At 52.7% G+C, this 16361-nt stretch carries 13 protein-coding genes; 4 read left to right on the top strand and 9 right to left on the bottom strand.

Annotated elements, in window-relative coordinates; genetic code table 11:
* The first annotated feature begins 214 nt into the window (after positions 1 to 214).
* Positions 215 to 1492, top strand: coding sequence for an erythromycin esterase family protein (locus tag PUT07_RS30200; RefSeq protein WP_379240996.1), 1278 nt, complete (start codon positions 215 to 217; stop codon positions 1490 to 1492).
* 21 nt (positions 1493 to 1513) lie between these two features.
* Here the strand turns inward: PUT07_RS30200 and PUT07_RS30195 are convergent, their stop codons facing one another.
* A complete protein-coding gene (locus PUT07_RS30195; protein ID WP_274472492.1) occupies positions 1514 to 2797 on the bottom strand; it encodes a methyl-accepting chemotaxis protein in 1284 nt (427 codons plus the stop codon).
* Positions 2798 to 3000: 203 nt separating this feature from the next.
* On the opposite strand from PUT07_RS30195, the gene corA reads away from it, so the two are divergent.
* Complete coding sequence (gene corA, locus PUT07_RS30190; RefSeq protein ID WP_274472491.1) at positions 3001 to 3951, top strand: magnesium/cobalt transporter CorA; 951 nt, start codon at positions 3001 to 3003, stop codon at positions 3949 to 3951.
* Between the two features lie 79 nt (positions 3952 to 4030).
* Positions 4031 to 4174 (top strand): hypothetical protein, encoded by a 144-nt coding sequence (locus tag PUT07_RS30185; RefSeq protein WP_274472490.1) that lies wholly within the window; start codon positions 4031 to 4033, stop codon positions 4172 to 4174.
* A gap of 568 nt (positions 4175 to 4742) precedes the next feature.
* On the opposite strand, the gene PUT07_RS30180 is transcribed toward PUT07_RS30185, so the two are convergent.
* The 8 genes from PUT07_RS30180 to PUT07_RS30145 all read right to left on the bottom strand — a co-directional run bounded on the left by PUT07_RS30180 (position 4743) and on the right by PUT07_RS30145 (position 15093).
* Positions 4743 to 5366, bottom strand: coding sequence for an SGNH/GDSL hydrolase family protein (locus tag PUT07_RS30180; RefSeq protein WP_274472489.1), 624 nt, complete (start codon positions 5364 to 5366; stop codon positions 4743 to 4745).
* 43 nt (positions 5367 to 5409) lie between these two features.
* Complete coding sequence (locus PUT07_RS30175) at positions 5410 to 6405, bottom strand: glycoside hydrolase family 130 protein (RefSeq protein WP_274472488.1); 996 nt, start codon at positions 6403 to 6405, stop codon at positions 5410 to 5412.
* A gap of 83 nt (positions 6406 to 6488) precedes the next feature.
* Positions 6489 to 8039, bottom strand: coding sequence for an extracellular solute-binding protein (locus PUT07_RS30170; RefSeq protein WP_274472487.1), 1551 nt, complete (start codon positions 8037 to 8039; stop codon positions 6489 to 6491).
* An 80-nt stretch (positions 8040 to 8119) separates the two neighbouring features.
* Positions 8120 to 8995, bottom strand: coding sequence for a carbohydrate ABC transporter permease (locus tag PUT07_RS30165; RefSeq protein ID WP_274472486.1), 876 nt, complete (start codon positions 8993 to 8995; stop codon positions 8120 to 8122).
* An 11-nt stretch (positions 8996 to 9006) separates the two neighbouring features.
* On the bottom strand, positions 9007 to 9972 hold the full coding sequence (locus PUT07_RS30160) for an ABC transporter permease (RefSeq protein ID WP_274472485.1): 966 nt from the start codon (positions 9970 to 9972) through the stop codon (positions 9007 to 9009).
* A gap of 153 nt (positions 9973 to 10125) precedes the next feature.
* The gene (locus PUT07_RS30155; RefSeq protein WP_274472484.1) at positions 10126 to 11946 is read right to left on the bottom strand and encodes a sensor histidine kinase; all 1821 of its coding nucleotides are present in this window, start codon (positions 11944 to 11946) and stop codon (positions 10126 to 10128) included.
* 18 nt (positions 11947 to 11964) lie between these two features.
* The gene (locus tag PUT07_RS30150) at positions 11965 to 13581 is read right to left on the bottom strand and encodes a response regulator transcription factor (RefSeq protein ID WP_274472483.1); all 1617 of its coding nucleotides are present in this window, start codon (positions 13579 to 13581) and stop codon (positions 11965 to 11967) included.
* A gap of 105 nt (positions 13582 to 13686) precedes the next feature.
* Positions 13687 to 15093, bottom strand: a complete 1407-nt coding sequence (locus tag PUT07_RS30145; protein WP_274472482.1) for an FAD-dependent oxidoreductase — start codon at positions 15091 to 15093, stop codon at positions 13687 to 13689.
* A 131-nt stretch (positions 15094 to 15224) separates the two neighbouring features.
* Here PUT07_RS30145 and PUT07_RS30140 point away from each other — a divergent pair, with 131 nt between their 5' ends.
* Entirely contained in the window at positions 15225 to 16274 is a 1050-nt protein-coding gene (locus PUT07_RS30140; RefSeq protein ID WP_274472481.1) for a LacI family DNA-binding transcriptional regulator, read from the top strand.
* Positions 16275 to 16361 lie beyond the last annotated feature (87 nt).

The following is a 16361-nucleotide window of genomic DNA, read 5'->3' as shown; positions in this document are numbered from 1 at the left end:
CCAAAGTTTATATTAAAAAAGGGGGTCTTGTTTATTATAATACCCTACGTATATTAGCGGACTGTAACAGAAATATTCCAATTGTGTTACAAAAAGCAAACGAACGATGACAGAGGCCCACCTCGGGAGAATCGCTTTTTTTCTGCCCATTTGTACATACTACAGAAGAAAAATGTGAGGAATAGGAGCTGCCAATGTGTACGAAAAAACGAACATGAACACGGATATCCATGAAGTCATCGTGGAGCAAATCAAACAGCAATCTGTTCGGCTCGAATCAGCCGACGACCTCGATACGTTAATTGAAGCGATCGGTGATAAGAAATACGTTTTGCTCGGTGAGGCGTCGCATGGGACCTCGGAGTTTTACAAGCTGCGGACGGAGCTTTCGCGCAAGCTCATCCAAGACAAAGGCTTCACCTTCATAGCCGTTGAAGGCGACTGGCCTTCCTGCTATGAGGTCAACCGCTATGTGAAGCACTATAAGAACGCCAAGCCCAGTGCCCGAGAGACGCTCGAGAGCTTCAATCGCTGGCCGACATGGATGTGGGCCAACGAAGAAGTCATTGAGCTAGCCGATTGGCTTAAGCAGCATAACGCAGATAAACCGGTCAATGAACGGGTCGGCTTCTATGGACTGGACGTCTACAGCTTGTGGGAGTCCCTGGCTGAAATCGAGCGCTACCTGCAGGAGAGCGGCACGCCCGAGCAGCTTGACTTAGCGCGGAAAGCTTTCGCTTGTTTTGACGCTTATGACGAAGAGGGGCAAAACTACGGCGTTTCCGCAGCTTTCTACGGCGAAAGCTGCCAAGACGAGGTCGTGAAGCTGCTCCAAGAGCTTCACGCCAAAAGGGTGCGGTATGACGAAGACAGCGAAGCGGCCCTCAGCGCGGAATTGAACGCGCTGGTGGCCGTGAACGCTGAGGACTATTACCGCACCATGGTTCGCCACGACGCGGAATCGTGGAACGTCCGCGACCGCCACATGACCGAGGCGCTCCGGCGCCTCGCCGAGCACCACGGCCCAGACGCCAAAGTCATCGTCTGGGAGCATAACACGCACATCGGCGACGCCCGTGCGACGGACATGCTGGCCGACGGCATGGTCAACGTCGGCCAGCTCGTGCGCGAAGCGCACGGGGAAGCCGATGTGTTCGCCATCGGCTTCGGCACTTACCGCGGCACCGTCCTTGCCGCGAAAGCCTGGGGCGCGCCGGTGGCGACGATGCAGGTGCCCGCTGCCCAGCCGGGCAGCTGGGAGGAGCTCATGCATCGTGCCGGCGCGTATGACCAGATCCTCCTGCTGCGCAGGGAGGATCCCGTTCTCGGGCACGAGGTGCTGGGGCACCGTGCCATCGGGGTCGTGTACCGCCCGGCCTACGAGCGCGGGAACTACGTTCCCTCGGTGATGGCGCAGCGGTACGACGCTTTCGTGCACGTGGATGAAAGCCACGCGCTTCATCCCCTAACCATAGAAAAAGTGCTTGTGTGAACTTCACACAAGCACTTTTTCTTATAATTTAAACGTTTGGGTTCCCTGTTTCAGCTTCTCTGCCATTGTATGCAGCGAGCCGGCGTAGGCGTGGATCCGGTCCAAAGAAGACGCCAGATACTCCACGGAAGCAGCGGCATGCTGACTGGCGGCAGAGGAGTGATGGGCCAGCTCGCCCATGCTCTCCAACCGGCCAAGCATGTCCGCCGAAGCCTCGCTGATGCTTAGGCTCGCTTGATTGACAGCATGGATTTGCGCGGCAACTAACTGAGAGTCCTGAGAGGCCGCGGCTAAAATATCGACGGATTGCTGCATGGTCGCCAGACCTTGCTCAATCTCTAGAGCCTCTTGGGAAATCAGGTCAACCGCTTGTTTCCCCTCATCCTGGACTTCCTCCAGCTTCTCGCGAATCCGCTTGGCGGAATCTTCCGACTGCTCGGCCAGCTTGCGAATTTCCGCGGCCACGACGGAGAACCCGCGTCCCTGCTCTCCGGCTCTGGACGCTTCGATCGAAGCGTTAAGCGCCAGCAGATTCGTCTGGTAAGCAATACCCGAAATGACCCGCGACATTTCCTCAATATGTTGAAGGCTTTCGTATAAACCTTTCACCGATTTTTCTGTCGTGTGGGCGTTATCTCGGATTGATTGCATCTGTGAGGCGGTTTGCGCGATCGCTTCCTTCCCCCGATTCAACTCGTCCGCGGTTTGGTCCGCTTTCCGGGCAACCTCCGTCGAGGAGACACACACTTCTCTCAGAAGCACCTTCACCTCTTGCAGCGCGGCGATGACATCCGTAGCCGTTTGCGACTGCTGCTCCATATCCTTGGCCACCTGCTGCACGGATACCGAGATTTGGTCCGCCGACCCAACGGATTTCTGCGTGTTGGCAGACAGCTGGGTGGAAGCTTCGAGCACTTCCGTCGTACTGTCATTGACATCTTTTACAATTCCGCGCCAAGATTTAATCAATTGTCCGATCGATTGCGTAACAGGTCCCAGCAGCCCTACTTTCTGCGAAGCCAGCTCCACTGCCAAATTGCCTTGAGCCACGGAGCTCATCTGCGAAATGATCAGCTTCATCGGAGCGACGAACCGCCGATAGTTGAGAAACCCGATCACCGCGCCCAGAAGCGCGCCGGCCGCCGCGATCAGCAAGACGCTATTGATAAAAGCCTGGCTGCCTGTATCGACTCCGTTCATCTTCAAAGTCAATACCGTCAGAACAGCCGACCCAATCGCAGCCGGAATGATCGTTCTTAGCAAATAACTCGTTGCGGAAATAACTTTTACATGGTTGTCTTGCATACGCTGCAGCTCCTCCATTAGTCATATATTCCCTTTTTAAGATTCGACAAAAACCCCCTTAAATCCTTTTTAGACCCATAAAAAAAGACCTTCTCGTCTTTGGGATTCTAGGTCATAATTCCTAGAGTCTTTAGAAATTCTGTATTTTTTCCAATGTATGCTAGAATGGAAATCTAAATTGCATTTATCCGGGAGTAAGCACTATGATTCGTACCCTTGCCATCACCAATGACTTCTCGTTGCTAGACAATATCCCGCTTGAACAGCTGGATGATCCCTCCATTCGGTGGTATTGGGTGGATTTCCATAACCCTAGCGAGGAAGAAGCCTTACAATTAAAAGACCATTTCTGCTTCCATCCGCTGGCTATCGAGGATTGCTTCTATTTGCTTCAACGACCGAAGATGGACCACTACGAGAATATCCATTTCTTCGTCATGCATGCCATGAATGCCAAAACGCTGGATGCGGAAGAAGTCGATATGTTTCTCGGCAGCAATTTCATCGTCACTTTCCATTTACATGACTCACGCGAAATAGAAGATGCCTGGGCCCGGTTGACCGAGCAGGTCCAATTGCGTGGCAAAGGCCATATTTATGCCGCCTATTTGGTGCTGGACAACCTGGTCGATCAATATTTCCCAAGCGTCTATCAGCTGGAGGATCAGCTCGATGAAATCGAGAATAACGTGCATTCCGAATCGATAGAAGTGCTTATGAACGATATTTTCGAAATACGCTCCAAGTTGTTGAAAATACGCCGAACCATCGTGCCGATGCGCGATCTGCTGTACCGGGTCATTAATACCGACCGGATTGAGCATATTCGCGAGCATCTTGTGTTTTTTACGGACATCCACGACCATCTGCTTAAGCTCTCCGAGATGATCGAATCCAACCGCGATATGACGGCGGATATGCGGGACAGCTACATTTCTTTGAATGCTAACCGGATGAATACGATCATGAAAACGTTGACGGTCATCACCACCATTTTCATGCCGCTCACCTTCATTGCCGGTCTGTACGGCATGAATTTTGCCTATATGCCTGAGTTGGAGTGGCATTGGGGCTATTTTGCCATCCTCATCATCATGTTCGGCATCGGGCTTGGTATGTTCGCCTGGTTCTGGAAGAAAGGCTGGTTTAAGTAGCTGATCTATGCGCTGTTAGGCTGAGATAAATAACACCTTTCATCTGATCACCTGTACATTTTACAGGTGATATTTTAGCTTGTTCGGATGCGCGTGTGGCAGCAGTATTCGGGTTAGAGTTACGGTTACGGTTACGGTTACGGTTACGGTTGCTGTGGTGGCGGTGGCTGCCGCGGGCACGGCGACATTCTTGTTCAGCAGCGGGTTCCAAGCTGCGTGCTAAGTCCCCAGTCCGAGCTCAATCCAGACTGCCAGGGCTTGCTCGGCAATTCTAACGGACACAGGGGCCGTTATTTTCCCCAAAAGAGCCCTGTTTCAATTCTAACGGACACAGCGGACCCTATTTGCACTTTTTGCGGCCAAATCAGCCCCCAAATGTGCAAATAAGGGCTCTGGTGTCCGTTACAATTTTACAGGAGCCTATTTCCCCGAATAAGGGCTCCTGTGTCCGTTAGCGAGGCGAAAGCCCGTGCCCGGCAACGCCTTTCGCACTTGCCCGGCCGATTAATGGGCCGAAGCTAGCAGCTCGCCACTCTACCTTGCCGACTTACAGCGTCACTCCTACGAAAAAACCGCCACAAGCCCTCGCTCATGCCGGTCCAATCGTCTATCCAGTCCCGTCTACCCAGCTCGCTTATCCATTCCGTATATCCAGTCTGTTGACCCAGCCCGTCTTTCCAGCCCGCCTATCCAACCCGTCTATCCAGCCCATCTATCGTTCCGCCTACACAGTCCGTCTACACAGCCCGTCTATCTCTTCCCTATCCGGCCACCGGTCCCTCCCGTCACGACTAGATACGATCCAGGAAAGGAATCGCCATAGCCGCAATCCGTTTAAAGCCTTCCTCGTTCGGATGCAGCCGGTCGCTGCTCAGAAAGCCGAGCGTGAAACGGTTAAATCCGCTTTCCGCATACAGATTCAGCACCGGGAGCGCGTACTCGGCGCCGATGGCGGCAATCGCTTCCACATAATCCGCCAGCCGGTGGCCTTCCGCATTCACGGAATCGATGTCGAAGCCGTCTTTATCCCGCTGAAGCGGTGTCCACAGGTTGAGGCGGCAGGCCGGATTTTTGGTGAGTATGTCCTCCACCAGCGACGCGTACGCCCCGTAGAACGTATGGATATCCCGCACTCCTTTCCGGCCGATCGGCTTATCCAACCAGAAATCGTTCGTCCCCGCGAAGACGGTGACACAATCATACACAGGCTCCATCTGCCGCCCGATGTGCACGGTCGCTCCGTAGTCGCGGTCCCCGCCGGCCGTAAGCGGACACCCGCTCCGGCCTTCGTTCAGCACGGTGGCGAAGCCAAGCGCCGCGCTTACCATCGGCTGATAACCGCCTGCCGCAGATATGCTGTCACCGAGCGTGCACCAGCTTTTCCCCTGCCATTTGCGCTGACCCGTCATCTCCATGATTCACCATCCTTATAAATACAATTTTTCCATTAAGATGAAATTATTTCGGTAAACACAAACGAATTAAATCATCCACATGCGCAGTCGCCAAACATTCTACGGTATCGGCCGCACCATAATAAATCTTCACTTCCCCATCATCCTCCAGGACCATGCCGCCCGGGAAAATGACATCGTTACGGAAGCCGCCATCCGTTTCATAGCTGGCCTCCGGGGCGATCAGGGGCTCTTGGCTCATCCCGATAATGCGGTACGGGTTATCCAAGTCCAGCAGCATGATGCCCGCAGAATACCGCTTCCTCCAATACGGCTCCCAGCCGTTCTTCCCACGGGACGGATCGATGTCCACCGCATGGAATGTGGTAAGCCAGCCTTTGGACGTTTTGACCGGAGGCGCGCCGGGACCAATTTTATCATTGGCGAACGGCACATGTTCAAGGCCCATGAGCAGCTCGGTATTGCCCCAATATTTCAAATCCGGGGAATCGGAAATCCAAATATCGAAGCTGTCCCTCCCTCCCTTGCCATAGACAGGGAACGGACGCTCCAGCCTGATATATTTGCCTCCGATGCGTTCCGGGAACAATACCATGTTGCGGTTGTCCGGCGCCGACATGCTCAACACTTCGAAGTTGACGAAGTCATCCGTCACCGCTACGCCGCCACGAACGCCATGCTTCGTATCTACAGCGAAGCATAAATAACAACGCCCGTCGATCACCGTCAGGCGCGGATCGTACGTACGTATGATTTCCTCGTTCTCGATACCGAAGCATGGCCGGTCCTGAACGTTCCAATGGATGCCGTCATCGCTGTAGGCCAAGCCCAAATTCGTCGTATTGGACGGCAGCAAAGTTTCCTTTTGAACGTCCCCATAGTCGTTGCGGAACATCATCACATATTTGCCTTGGAACTTGGTAATACCGGCATTGAAGACGAGAGCCGGCTCATAAGGGACATCCGAGGCTGTTAGAATCGGGTTGTTCGGATGACGCGTAATGACAGAACTTGATTTGAGAACTTGGCTAATACTCATGTTAGATTCCCTCCGTTAGTCGTATGAGTTAAAAAAAGAAGAGAACATGCGCTGCTCACAGGCACGTTCTCTTCGAGCCACGCTTATTTTTTCGCTGTTGCGTACCAATCATTAACTTCTTTATAGCTGGCGTCTCCGCCGGCCGCCTTGAATTTCGCTTGGAAAGCTTCAATTCCGCTAATCGGTTCTGCGCCGAAAATCAGCTTCGTGGTATAGTCGCCCACCATGGTGTTCAATTGTTGGAAGTTCTTGGAGAACTCCGGCAAATATGGTGCAAAGCCTAATGGATCTTTGATTCTTGTGTTAGCCGGTTCAATCGTGTTCATGAAGTTCCAGGCATCGAACAAACGCGGATCTTTACGAACGCGAGCCTGCCAGTACGTCGGGTAATTTTTATCATCAGTACCCATCAAGAAGTTGTTGGCTTGGTTGCGCTCGTCCGTGAAGATCGGTTGAATCGGCAAGTAAGCGCCGTCTTTCAATGTGTAATGTTTATTTTCTTCACCGATTGCCATCGTTCTGAATGTTTCGCTTTCCAGCTTGGCGTTCATCCATTTGATCGCATCTTCCGGATGCTTGGAAGCTTTGGGAATGAACGTAATCCGGTCGAAACCTGTTGCGGCGTTCAGGCCTACTTTACCGTCTTTTCCTTTCAGGGCCGGGATGAAGGCGGCTTTGGCATTCGGATTGTTTTTCACCAGCGCATCGTTCACAGCAGGGACGTCGGCCCAGTGCAGCATCATCATACCGGCTTTGCCGCTGGAGAACTTCTCTTTCGCCGTAGCATCTTTGTTAGCTGCAAACTCTTTATCCAGCAAGCCTTGCTTGAAGAGATCATTGGCGAAGGTGACATAATCTTTGTAAGCAGGATCCAGCACGCGTGGCGTGAGCTTGCCGTTCACATCGTTCCAGAAGGTTGGCATGCCGAACGCGCCGACGATGTTGTTGATGAACATGGCATCGCCCTTGATGGTAAGCGGAATGTTTTTGTCACCGTTGCCGCCCGGATCTTTCTCTTTAAACGCTTTCAATACAGCGACCAGCTCATCCAACGTTGTAGGAGCTTTCATGCCCACTTTATCGAGCCAATCTTGTCGGACATACAAGCTTTCGCTGGCGAAAGAAATCGTTTTGGTCGGGATCGCATACAGTTTGCCGTCCACTTTGGCTGCTTCCAGGACAGCAGGATCTACGGCTGCTTTAATGTTCGGGCCGTATTTATCGATCAGTGGTCCTAAGTCCGTCAAGGCGCCTTTTTTGGCATAATCCGCATACAGCGCTTTGAAATCGGTTCCTCCCCCCGTCGTCACCGCATCGTACGGCTCGCCGGAAGCGATGAGAATGTTCAGCTTATCAGCCGCTTTATCTTGAGGCAGCATGTCGTACTGCACTTTATAGCCTGTCTTTTGCTCCAGATATTTCGCAACCGGATATGTGTTATAGTCGTCCTTCTGCCAAATTTGCAAGGATTTCAGTTCGGGCTTCGGTCCGTTCGCCGTTGCTGCCGGTGCTGCACTGGACGGAGCTGCGCTGCCTGCCGGCGTTTCGCTTTTGGCAGAACAAGCGACGAGAGATGTTACCGATAAGCTTGCTGCGAGCGTTAAAAGCATTACTTTATTGTGTCTTTTTAACATGTGCAAACCTCCCTATTAATTGTATATAATATATCATTAAACCCTTGGATAGCTATCTATCCAAGGGCGTTAATGCACAATCACCCTTTGACGGAACCGATCAATACGCCTTTGACAAAATGCTTCTGCAAATATGGATACACCAGCAGCATCGGAATGATCGAAGCAATGACGGTCGCTGCGCGAATACCTTCCGGCGATACATTCATCATGTCGTCCACGCTTTTGTTCACGGCATTGGAGCTGTCCGCATCCATCACAATATCACGCAGGTACAGCTGCAACGGCTTAAGTCCGGCATCATTGATGTACAGCATCGGATGGAAATAGTCGTTCCAGAAGTACACCGCATAGAACAAAGCGATTGTTGCGATAACCGGCACGCTTAGCGGAATAATGATTTTGAACAGAATCGTAAAGTTGCGGGCGCCATCCATTTTGGCGGATTCCTCCAGCGCCTCCGGCAGAGATTCATAATAGCTTTTGATAACGAGCATATTAAAAACGCTAATTAACGCCGGCAGCATGAGGGACCATAGGTTATTAATGAGATGCAGCTGTTTCATGAGCAGGTAGTTCGGAATAATACCGCCATTGAACATCATCGTGAAAATGAACAGCAGCATGATGAACGAAATGCCGGGCAGATGCCTTTTGGATAACGGATACGCCGTAAGCGCCGTAATAAGAATCGCCAGAAACGTTCCGACAACGGTAATCAGCAGTGAAATGCCGATGGAGTGAAGAAACTGGCTGGAGGAAACGACATATTTCATCGTGTCCAATTGAAAGCCTACGGGAATGATGCCTACTTTCCCCGAGATGACGGCTGATTCATCGGATATCGCTTTGGATAAAATATTGGCGAGCGGCAGCAAAGTAGCCAAGCCGCAAACGATGAGAAAAAGATAAATCATGAAATCTAAGGACCAATCGCCAATTGTTTTCTTGTGCATAGTTTCGCCTCCTACCAGATGCTGCGCTTGATCAGCTTTTTACTCAATTCATTGCCGGCTACGATCAGGATAAACCCGACAACGGAGTTGAATAGTCCGACAGCCGTACTGAAGCTGTAGTCTTGCTGGCCGAGACCTTGGCGGTAGACGAAGGTGCCGATGACGTCCCCCGTTTCATAAACAACCGAGTTATACATCGTCAAAATCTGCTCCGTACCCGCTTCCAGCAAATACCCTAAGCGAAGAATCAAGATCAGAATGATCGTCGGGACGATCCCCGGCAGCGTAATGTACAGCATTTGCCGGATGCGCCCCGCACCGTCGATCGAAGCGGCTTCATATTGCTCCTGCTCGATCCCCGCAATGGCGGCGATGAAGATAATCGCATTCCAGCCTGATTCCTTCCAGCCTGCCGTAAACACGACGACACTGCGGAAAAATTGGTTGTCCAGGAAGAAGGAAATCGGCTCCCCGCCAAACCATTGAATCACATTGTTGACCAGCCCGCCCGCAGGAGACAGGATGTTGATGAACAGCCCCGAGATAATGACCCAGGACAAGAAATGCGGGAGGAAAATGATCGTCTGAATCGTTTTCTTGAAGAACATCTTGCGCACTTCGTTCAAGAATAACGCGATGATGATCGGAATCGGAAACAGCAGCACGATCTTGTACAAACTGATTAGCAGCGTATTGATGAATACTTGATAAAATTCTTCCGAATGGATGAGCTTCTCGAATTGATCGAGACCGACCCATTTGCTTCCCATGAACCCGTCGAAGATGTTGAAATCCTGGAAAGCGATGATAATGCCGTACATCGGCGCATATTTGAATAACAGCAGAAAGATTAATCCGGGCACTAGCAGCAAGTACAAATCATAATTGCTAAGGATCAGCTTCCATCGGCCCCCGCCTTTAGCCACCGGTTTGGCGTGAGCTGTTTGCAGCTCTAGCTCTGCTCGTGTTGTACTCATGAATGGCTCACCTCCGTGTTCTTATAGGACAATTATATCGAGGGGCCAAAATGAAATGTAGATGGTAATATTTCTGTTTCTGGTGCAATCTTATGGTGTTCATAAAAAAACACCGCCTCGTCTGCAGATTTTCTGCAAAAGGCGGTGTTGCATTTAAGAGGCGTGGTATCCGATCCGGACCGTGACCGTCGTTCCTTCGCCCAGCGTGGATTGAATCTGCAAGCCGTAGAGATCTCCGGCGAACAGCTTGATGCGTTCATTGACATTGTACAGGCCGTAGGAGCTTCCCGAGCCATCGGATTTCATTGTTGGGCGTGGCTCTGTCAGGAGGCTCTGGACAAGCTCCTCGTCCATGCCGATTCCGTCGTCCGTCACGGAGAGGATCAGTACGTTCTCTTCTTTGCGGGCTCGGATGAAGATCGTACCGGTCTTGCCTTTGGACTTGCGGATGCCGTGCAGCAGCGCATTCTCGACGATCGGCTGAAGCGTCAGCTTCGGCATTTCCACTTCTTCCAGCCCTTCCTCGATGTCGAAGACGACTTCAAATGTTTTGGGAAACCGGTTCAGCTGAATTTCCAAGTATACTTTGGCCAGATTCAACTCGTCGGTTACGCTGACCAAATCTCTGCCTTTGTTCAGACTAAGCCTGAAATATTTGGCCAAGCCGTTAATCATATTGGAAATTTCGGGCGCATTATGTCCGATAGCTATCCAATTGATCGTATCCAGCGTATTGTACAAGAAATGCGGATTGATTTGCGCTTGCAAAGCCCGAAGCTGCGCCTCGCGTTCCTGTACTTTGGATTGATAGGTTTCTTCCATCAAATCGTGAACCCGGTGAATCAGATGGTCGACGCTATTCTCCAGCAGCTTGAAGTCGCCGCCGGCGTTAAACGTACGATCGTCCAGACTTTCAACGCCTCCCCGCTTAATCGTGCGGATGACGGTCTGAATGCGCCGGTTCATATTGCGCACGATCATCGCGAGCAGAATAAACACGAGCAGCAGGAACAGAATCGTCACGGTCGAGATCGTCGCAATGCCGGAGAACTGGTTTAGCGCTACGGCCCGGGAGCTGATCTCCAATTGCGGCACTTCGGCCACAAGCTTCCAGCCTGTCGAAGCCACCTTCGTATAAATCGCAAAGCGCTGATCCTTCTCGCCCTCCAGCCTCATGACGCCTTCATCGCTGTAAGCGATCGTCTCCAGCTGCTCTTCGGTCATGATTTTTTTGCCGAGCAGCGACTTGTCCCCGTGCGAAATGATCGAACCATCGCTCCCAAGCAAATAAATCGTGCCTTCTTTGGTTAACTTAATTTTATTCAAAATATCGGTAATCGTCTTCTCGGCCACATCGATGAGCAGCACACCCGAGATTTGATCGTAATCGTGCAAATCCCTTAGCATTCTCGCTGCCGAGAAAATATAAACCGGCCCCCGGTCGATATACGATTCCAAATAAGCGCCCGACCATACGATGGCGCCTCCCGAGTTCATCACTTTCTCATACCACGGCCAACTCTCCAAGCTTTCCTGCGTGAAGAAGTTAACCTTCTCGCCCGTAAACATGCGATCTCCATTCACGAACAAGCGAACCCGGAATACGTTCGTATTCGCTTCCGAACTATCCACTAGATACCGCAGCTCCTTCAGAGATTCCAGCTGCTGCTCGAGCGTCACCTGACGGTTCAAATATTCTCCCAGCTTCGGATTCATGAACAGCGTATTGGACGTGTCGCGAACCGAATCGAATTGAAAATCCAAATTGATGCTCGCCTGCTTAAGCGTTTGCAGCATCGTATTCGTTACTTCCTCCTCCAGAATGTGCGAAGATCTCTGTGTGTGCGCAATCAGCAGTACAGCTGCAGGAATAAGAATGAACAACACGTATCCCAGCAGCCAATACTTGGCAGCCATCATCCCGTTTGCAAGTAACAACACGTAATTCCAACAATTAGTAAGCAGCCGTTTCATCGATGGTGGCCCCTTCTTCTATATCATCTGATCGCGGTATGCGCTTGGCGTAAGTCCGACATATTTCTTGAACAGCTTGCTGAAATAGCTCGGGTCGGAGTATCCGACCTGGAAGCATACTTCATAGAACTTGTTGCGGGGATCGCTGAGCAAGGCCTTCGCTTTCTCGATTCTTACCTTCGTCATAAATTCATTGATCGTTTCACCGGTTTCCTGCTTGAACAGGAGGCACATGTAGGTCGAGGATAGAAAGACCTCTTTGGCAATGTCGTTGATTTGCAAATTCTCCGCATAGCGCTGCTCGATGAGGGTGCGGATCCGTTCGATAACGTTCTTAGGCTTCCCTCTCCGTTTCTCTTCAATGCTTTCGCACACCTGCATTAGATGCTCTTCGACAATCGCTCTCAAGTCCGCAATCCGCTCCTGGTTGAAAATGCGCTCCCATAAGTCCCTTTCCTTATGATCCATTTCCGGTCCCAGCATGTTCAGCTCCTGCATCAGCCTGTTCGTCTGCACGATGAGCAGCAGACTTACGTTGCGCCCATACGCGAACCCCATCTTGCGATTCTGGGAAAGCGGGATGAACACGCCGTCCAGTTCGGCATGCAGCGCCTCTTTATCCGCCGACTTGATCAGGGAATAAATACGCTCGGCCTGAGCGGTTTCGAACCGATAGACATTATCGTTATCGTGCTGCAAATGGTCAATGGAGATGACATGATTCTTGCCCAAATACCACCGCTGATCGGCAGCCTCTTGAGCCTGATTGTACGATTGCGGCAGAGAGGCCAATTCGGCTATACGCTCGCCGACACCGATCGTTACACTGATTTTCAGCCATTTCAGCAGACTGTCCCGGATGTCCTCGGCAACCGCCAGCAGCATCTCTTCTTGGGTATCTTCCTCATCCATCCGCAGAATGCCGACATACTCGCCGCCCCGGTTCTCAAAGACATATCCCTGCATATGCTTGCCGATGATTTCCTGAACAATGTTCAAAATAGAGTACGACAGCAGCTGCTGGTCTCGTTCGCTCCGGGTCGCCACGACTTGCGCGCTGTCGTCGATTTTCACGACAATCGTCCAATACACCGCTTCGAGCGGCAGATCGAGTCCAAGGAAGTCGAGCCGGTCCTGAATTCTGCCCGGATGCATAATGCCGTCGCGAATTAATGACATCAGAAATTTCTCCCGCAGAAGCGGCATGCTCTGGGTCAGTTTCACCTGCATATCGACGATATACGTTCGCTCCTGCTCCGCTTCCTTCAGCTCGTTCACGACACGTTCCACAACGGCAGCCAGTTCCAGACGGTCGACGGGTTTGAAAATATAATCCACGGCATTGACCTTCAGCGCCGATTTCAAATAATCCGCATCATCATGACCGCTCACAAACACGATCTTCATCGCCGGAAAGCGCGCCTTCACTTCGTGAGACAGCCGAATACCGTCCACTTGCGGCATCCGCACGTCCGTCAGCACGATATCCGGCTTGAGACGTTCGATCAATTCCAGCCCTACGTCGCCGTCATCCGCTTCTCCCACAACTTCAATGCCATATTTATCCCAATCAAAATAAGTCATCAACCCATGACGGACAGTCGGTTCATCGTCTACAATAACGAGTCGAAACATGCTGCGAAGCCCCCTTATGCTTATACGTCTAGTATAACACCCGATTGTGAAAAAAGAAGACCGTCTCCCCGCAAGCAGCAGGCCAGGACGATCTTCTTGAGTCGATTATTTGCTTTCCTCGTCGTATTGGATTTGACCGGAAGCGATGGCGACAGCCTCCGCTTTCCCCGGATGCTCGCCAAGCCATGCTCCCTGCTCAACCAGCTTGCGCTGCAGCTCGGGAATGTTCACTTCGCGGAAGCCTCCGCCTGTGACGCTTGCCATCGCCGCAGCCGTACCGGCCGCCTGGCCCATGGCGAAGCAGTTCGGCATAACGCGCAGCGAGCCTTGGACCGGACGGTCCGATGAAACCGAGCGTCCGGCGACGATGAGATTGGACTTGCCCTGCGGCAGCATGCAGCGGTATGGAACGCCGTGCGATTTGCCTTTGGGCAAATGCTTGATGACCATCGTGCTGCTCGCATTCGCCAGATGAATGTCGATGAAATAAGCATTGCGCGCGATATCGTCCTCGAACGTTCGCATGGAGATGAAATCGTCCACGACCAGCGTGTAATCTCCGGCAATGCGGCGCGTTTCTCTGATACCGATCTGGTCCCCGGAGTGCACGAGGTGAATGTTCTCGAAACCCGGCACATACTTGCGCAGGAACCGGATCTGGGTGTCGATCAGCTTGCGCCCCTCGATAGCGGCATATGTCAGATCCTCCGCTTTCGTGCCGTCAATGCCGAATATGTGACCGAAGTTGAACCCGGCGATCGAATCGGTTATCCACGCGATCCCGGATACCCGTTTGCGCCCTTCGGGCAGGTCCCCGTTCTGCTGTGCTTCCACAATCGTTTTGTCCAGCTGTTTGGACTGCCCGGTATCTTGGCAAAATTGATCGAAGCGCGCCTTGTCGGCACCCGTCACGAGATAGCACATCGTCCCTGGCTGCAGCTCGCCGTTGTCCCCGCCCGTTTGGAACGGTACGCCGGCCAGCGCCGCCAAGTCCGCATCTCCCGAGGCGTCGATATACAGCTTCGCTTGCACGACCGAGCGCCCGGATTTGTTACTGATGACAAGTCCGCTGATGCGATCCCCGTCAAGCAGCACTTGATCGGCAACCGTGTGGAACAAAATTTTGGCCCCGCTGTCCAGCACCTGCTGATCGTAAACCCGCTTGAGCGTCTCTACATCGATGGGCACCCAGTCCAGCTGCTCTTGGAAGCGCCGATGGAATGCCTCCCCGGCTTCCCGTTTCATCTCATTCAGCAGATCGAGGCCGATTCCGCGAATGATCGGCTTCTCACCGTCCGAGTATGGGCAAAATGCCGGCACCAATGCGGCTGTCCCCATGCCGCCCAAATATCCCCGCTGCTCGATGAGCAGTGTGTCCGCCCCGTTGCGGGCTGCCGCCATCGCTGCGGCAACGCCGGAGGCGCCTCCCCCGACAACGACGACGTCTGGGGTATATGAAATCGGAAGCTCGGATGTAATTGTGATCGTTTGCTTACCTGCTTGGTTAACCATTTGCACAACCTCCATATGATCGAATACCTTCATTATAGTCCGGCGCTCGCATGAAACTAGTTTAACTTTAGTTTAATCTATAAACCGTTCATGGTACGATACGGAATATAATCAAATAGAGGTGAGCCAGCATGCCTATACGCAAAGACGTCACGCAAAAAACGATCGCCAAAGAGCTGGGCCTAACCGTACAAACCGTTTCCAAAGCGCTCAAGGGCAAGCCCGGCATGTCGGAAACGACACGACAGCTGATTTTGGAGACGATGGAGCTCCGCGGTTATTTTACCAAGGATCAAATACGCAGCTTACGGGCCGAACACATCGCCCCTTATCCCATAGAGAAAATGCGCTTTCTGCTCGTTCAAACGGAAGCCTCCGTCAGCTATAACGAGCGCTTGACCCTCGGGCTGCGCGACCGCTTCGCTTCCTTCGGCCACCATATCGAGACGTGCCTGCTGCCTACTTCCATTCGGGAGGGGGCGATGTCCGGCTGGCTGGAAGAGCACGGCCTTGCTTACACGGATGGCATCTTCATCGCACCGAGCCTTACGCCCAAGTCCTGGGAGGACGAGCTTCTGAAGCTGCCGGTTCCCAAAATTTTGCTGAGCTACCCGCCTCTCGGCACGAAGGTCGACAGCGTCATCTGGGACATCTACGAAGCCACGTACCAGGCGGTCGCCTACCTGCGATCGATCGGCCATGTCCATATCATGTACGTGGGGGATACGTATCACCAACGGGGGTTTATTCTCCGCTGGCAGGCGTTCCAGCATGCGATGAACGAATTCGATGCAGCCATCGATCCCGCCAGGCACTCGATCGATGAGCGCACGGCGAATCCGCACTGGCTGAACGATCTGCGCGCCAAGCTGCTGGCTTATACGCCCACGGCCATTATCTGCGGCGTCGACGGCGAAGTCCCGGCCGTGTACCGGCTGTGCGCCGAGCTCGGCCTGCGGGTGCCGGAGGACATCTCGCTCATCGGCATGCTCAACGACCAGCCGGCATCCCTGCCGGCGTTCACCCGGCCGCTGCTCGCCGTTCGCGAGACGGGCTACCGCGCCGCCGACCGGATGCTCTGGCGCATCGCCAATCCGACGCTGCCGTGCGAGCACATTCGCATCCAGGGCGAGCTGTGGATTGGCGGCACGACGGCGCCCCCGAATGCGCCGAGCCTTTAGCGGCAATTGGCGGCCCGCAGCCGGCTAACGGACACAGATGCGCCTATTCGCCGAATTTTCGCCGTTCTGAGGATCTAACGGACACCA

Origin of the sequence: Paenibacillus sp. MAHUQ-63 (genome assembly GCF_028765165.1) — a bacterium.
Lineage (GTDB): Bacteria > Bacillota > Bacilli > Paenibacillales > NBRC-103111 > Paenibacillus_E.
This window is presented reverse-complemented; position numbering and strand designations above follow the sequence as displayed.

What these genes read in the sequence shown, in the direction of transcription:
- PUT07_RS30165 (WP_274472486.1), bottom strand. Translation starts at nt 8,995, where the DNA reads ATGCACAAGAAAACAATTGGCGATTGGTCCTTAGATTTCATGATTTAT.
- corA (WP_274472491.1), top strand. Translation starts at nt 3,001, where the DNA reads ATGATTCGTACCCTTGCCATCACCAATGACTTCTCGTTGCTAGACAAT.
- PUT07_RS30175 (WP_274472488.1), bottom strand. Translation starts at nt 6,405, where the DNA reads ATGAGTATTAGCCAAGTTCTCAAATCAAGTTCTGTCATTACGCGTCAT.
- PUT07_RS30150 (WP_274472483.1), bottom strand. Translation starts at nt 13,581, where the DNA reads ATGTTTCGACTCGTTATTGTAGACGATGAACCGACTGTCCGTCATGGG.
- PUT07_RS30160 (WP_274472485.1), bottom strand. Translation starts at nt 9,972, where the DNA reads ATGAGTACAACACGAGCAGAGCTAGAGCTGCAAACAGCTCACGCCAAA.
- PUT07_RS30145 (WP_274472482.1), bottom strand. Translation starts at nt 15,093, where the DNA reads ATGGTTAACCAAGCAGGTAAGCAAACGATCACAATTACATCCGAGCTT.
- PUT07_RS30195 (WP_274472492.1), bottom strand. Translation starts at nt 2,797, where the DNA reads ATGCAAGACAACCATGTAAAAGTTATTTCCGCAACGAGTTATTTGCTA.
- PUT07_RS30180 (WP_274472489.1), bottom strand. Translation starts at nt 5,366, where the DNA reads ATGGAGATGACGGGTCAGCGCAAATGGCAGGGGAAAAGCTGGTGCACG.
- PUT07_RS30200 (WP_379240996.1), top strand. Translation starts at nt 215, where the DNA reads ATGAACACGGATATCCATGAAGTCATCGTGGAGCAAATCAAACAGCAA.
- PUT07_RS30140 (WP_274472481.1), top strand. Translation starts at nt 15,225, where the DNA reads ATGCCTATACGCAAAGACGTCACGCAAAAAACGATCGCCAAAGAGCTG.
- PUT07_RS30155 (WP_274472484.1), bottom strand. Translation starts at nt 11,946, where the DNA reads ATGAAACGGCTGCTTACTAATTGTTGGAATTACGTGTTGTTACTTGCA.
- PUT07_RS30170 (WP_274472487.1), bottom strand. Translation starts at nt 8,039, where the DNA reads ATGTTAAAAAGACACAATAAAGTAATGCTTTTAACGCTCGCAGCAAGC.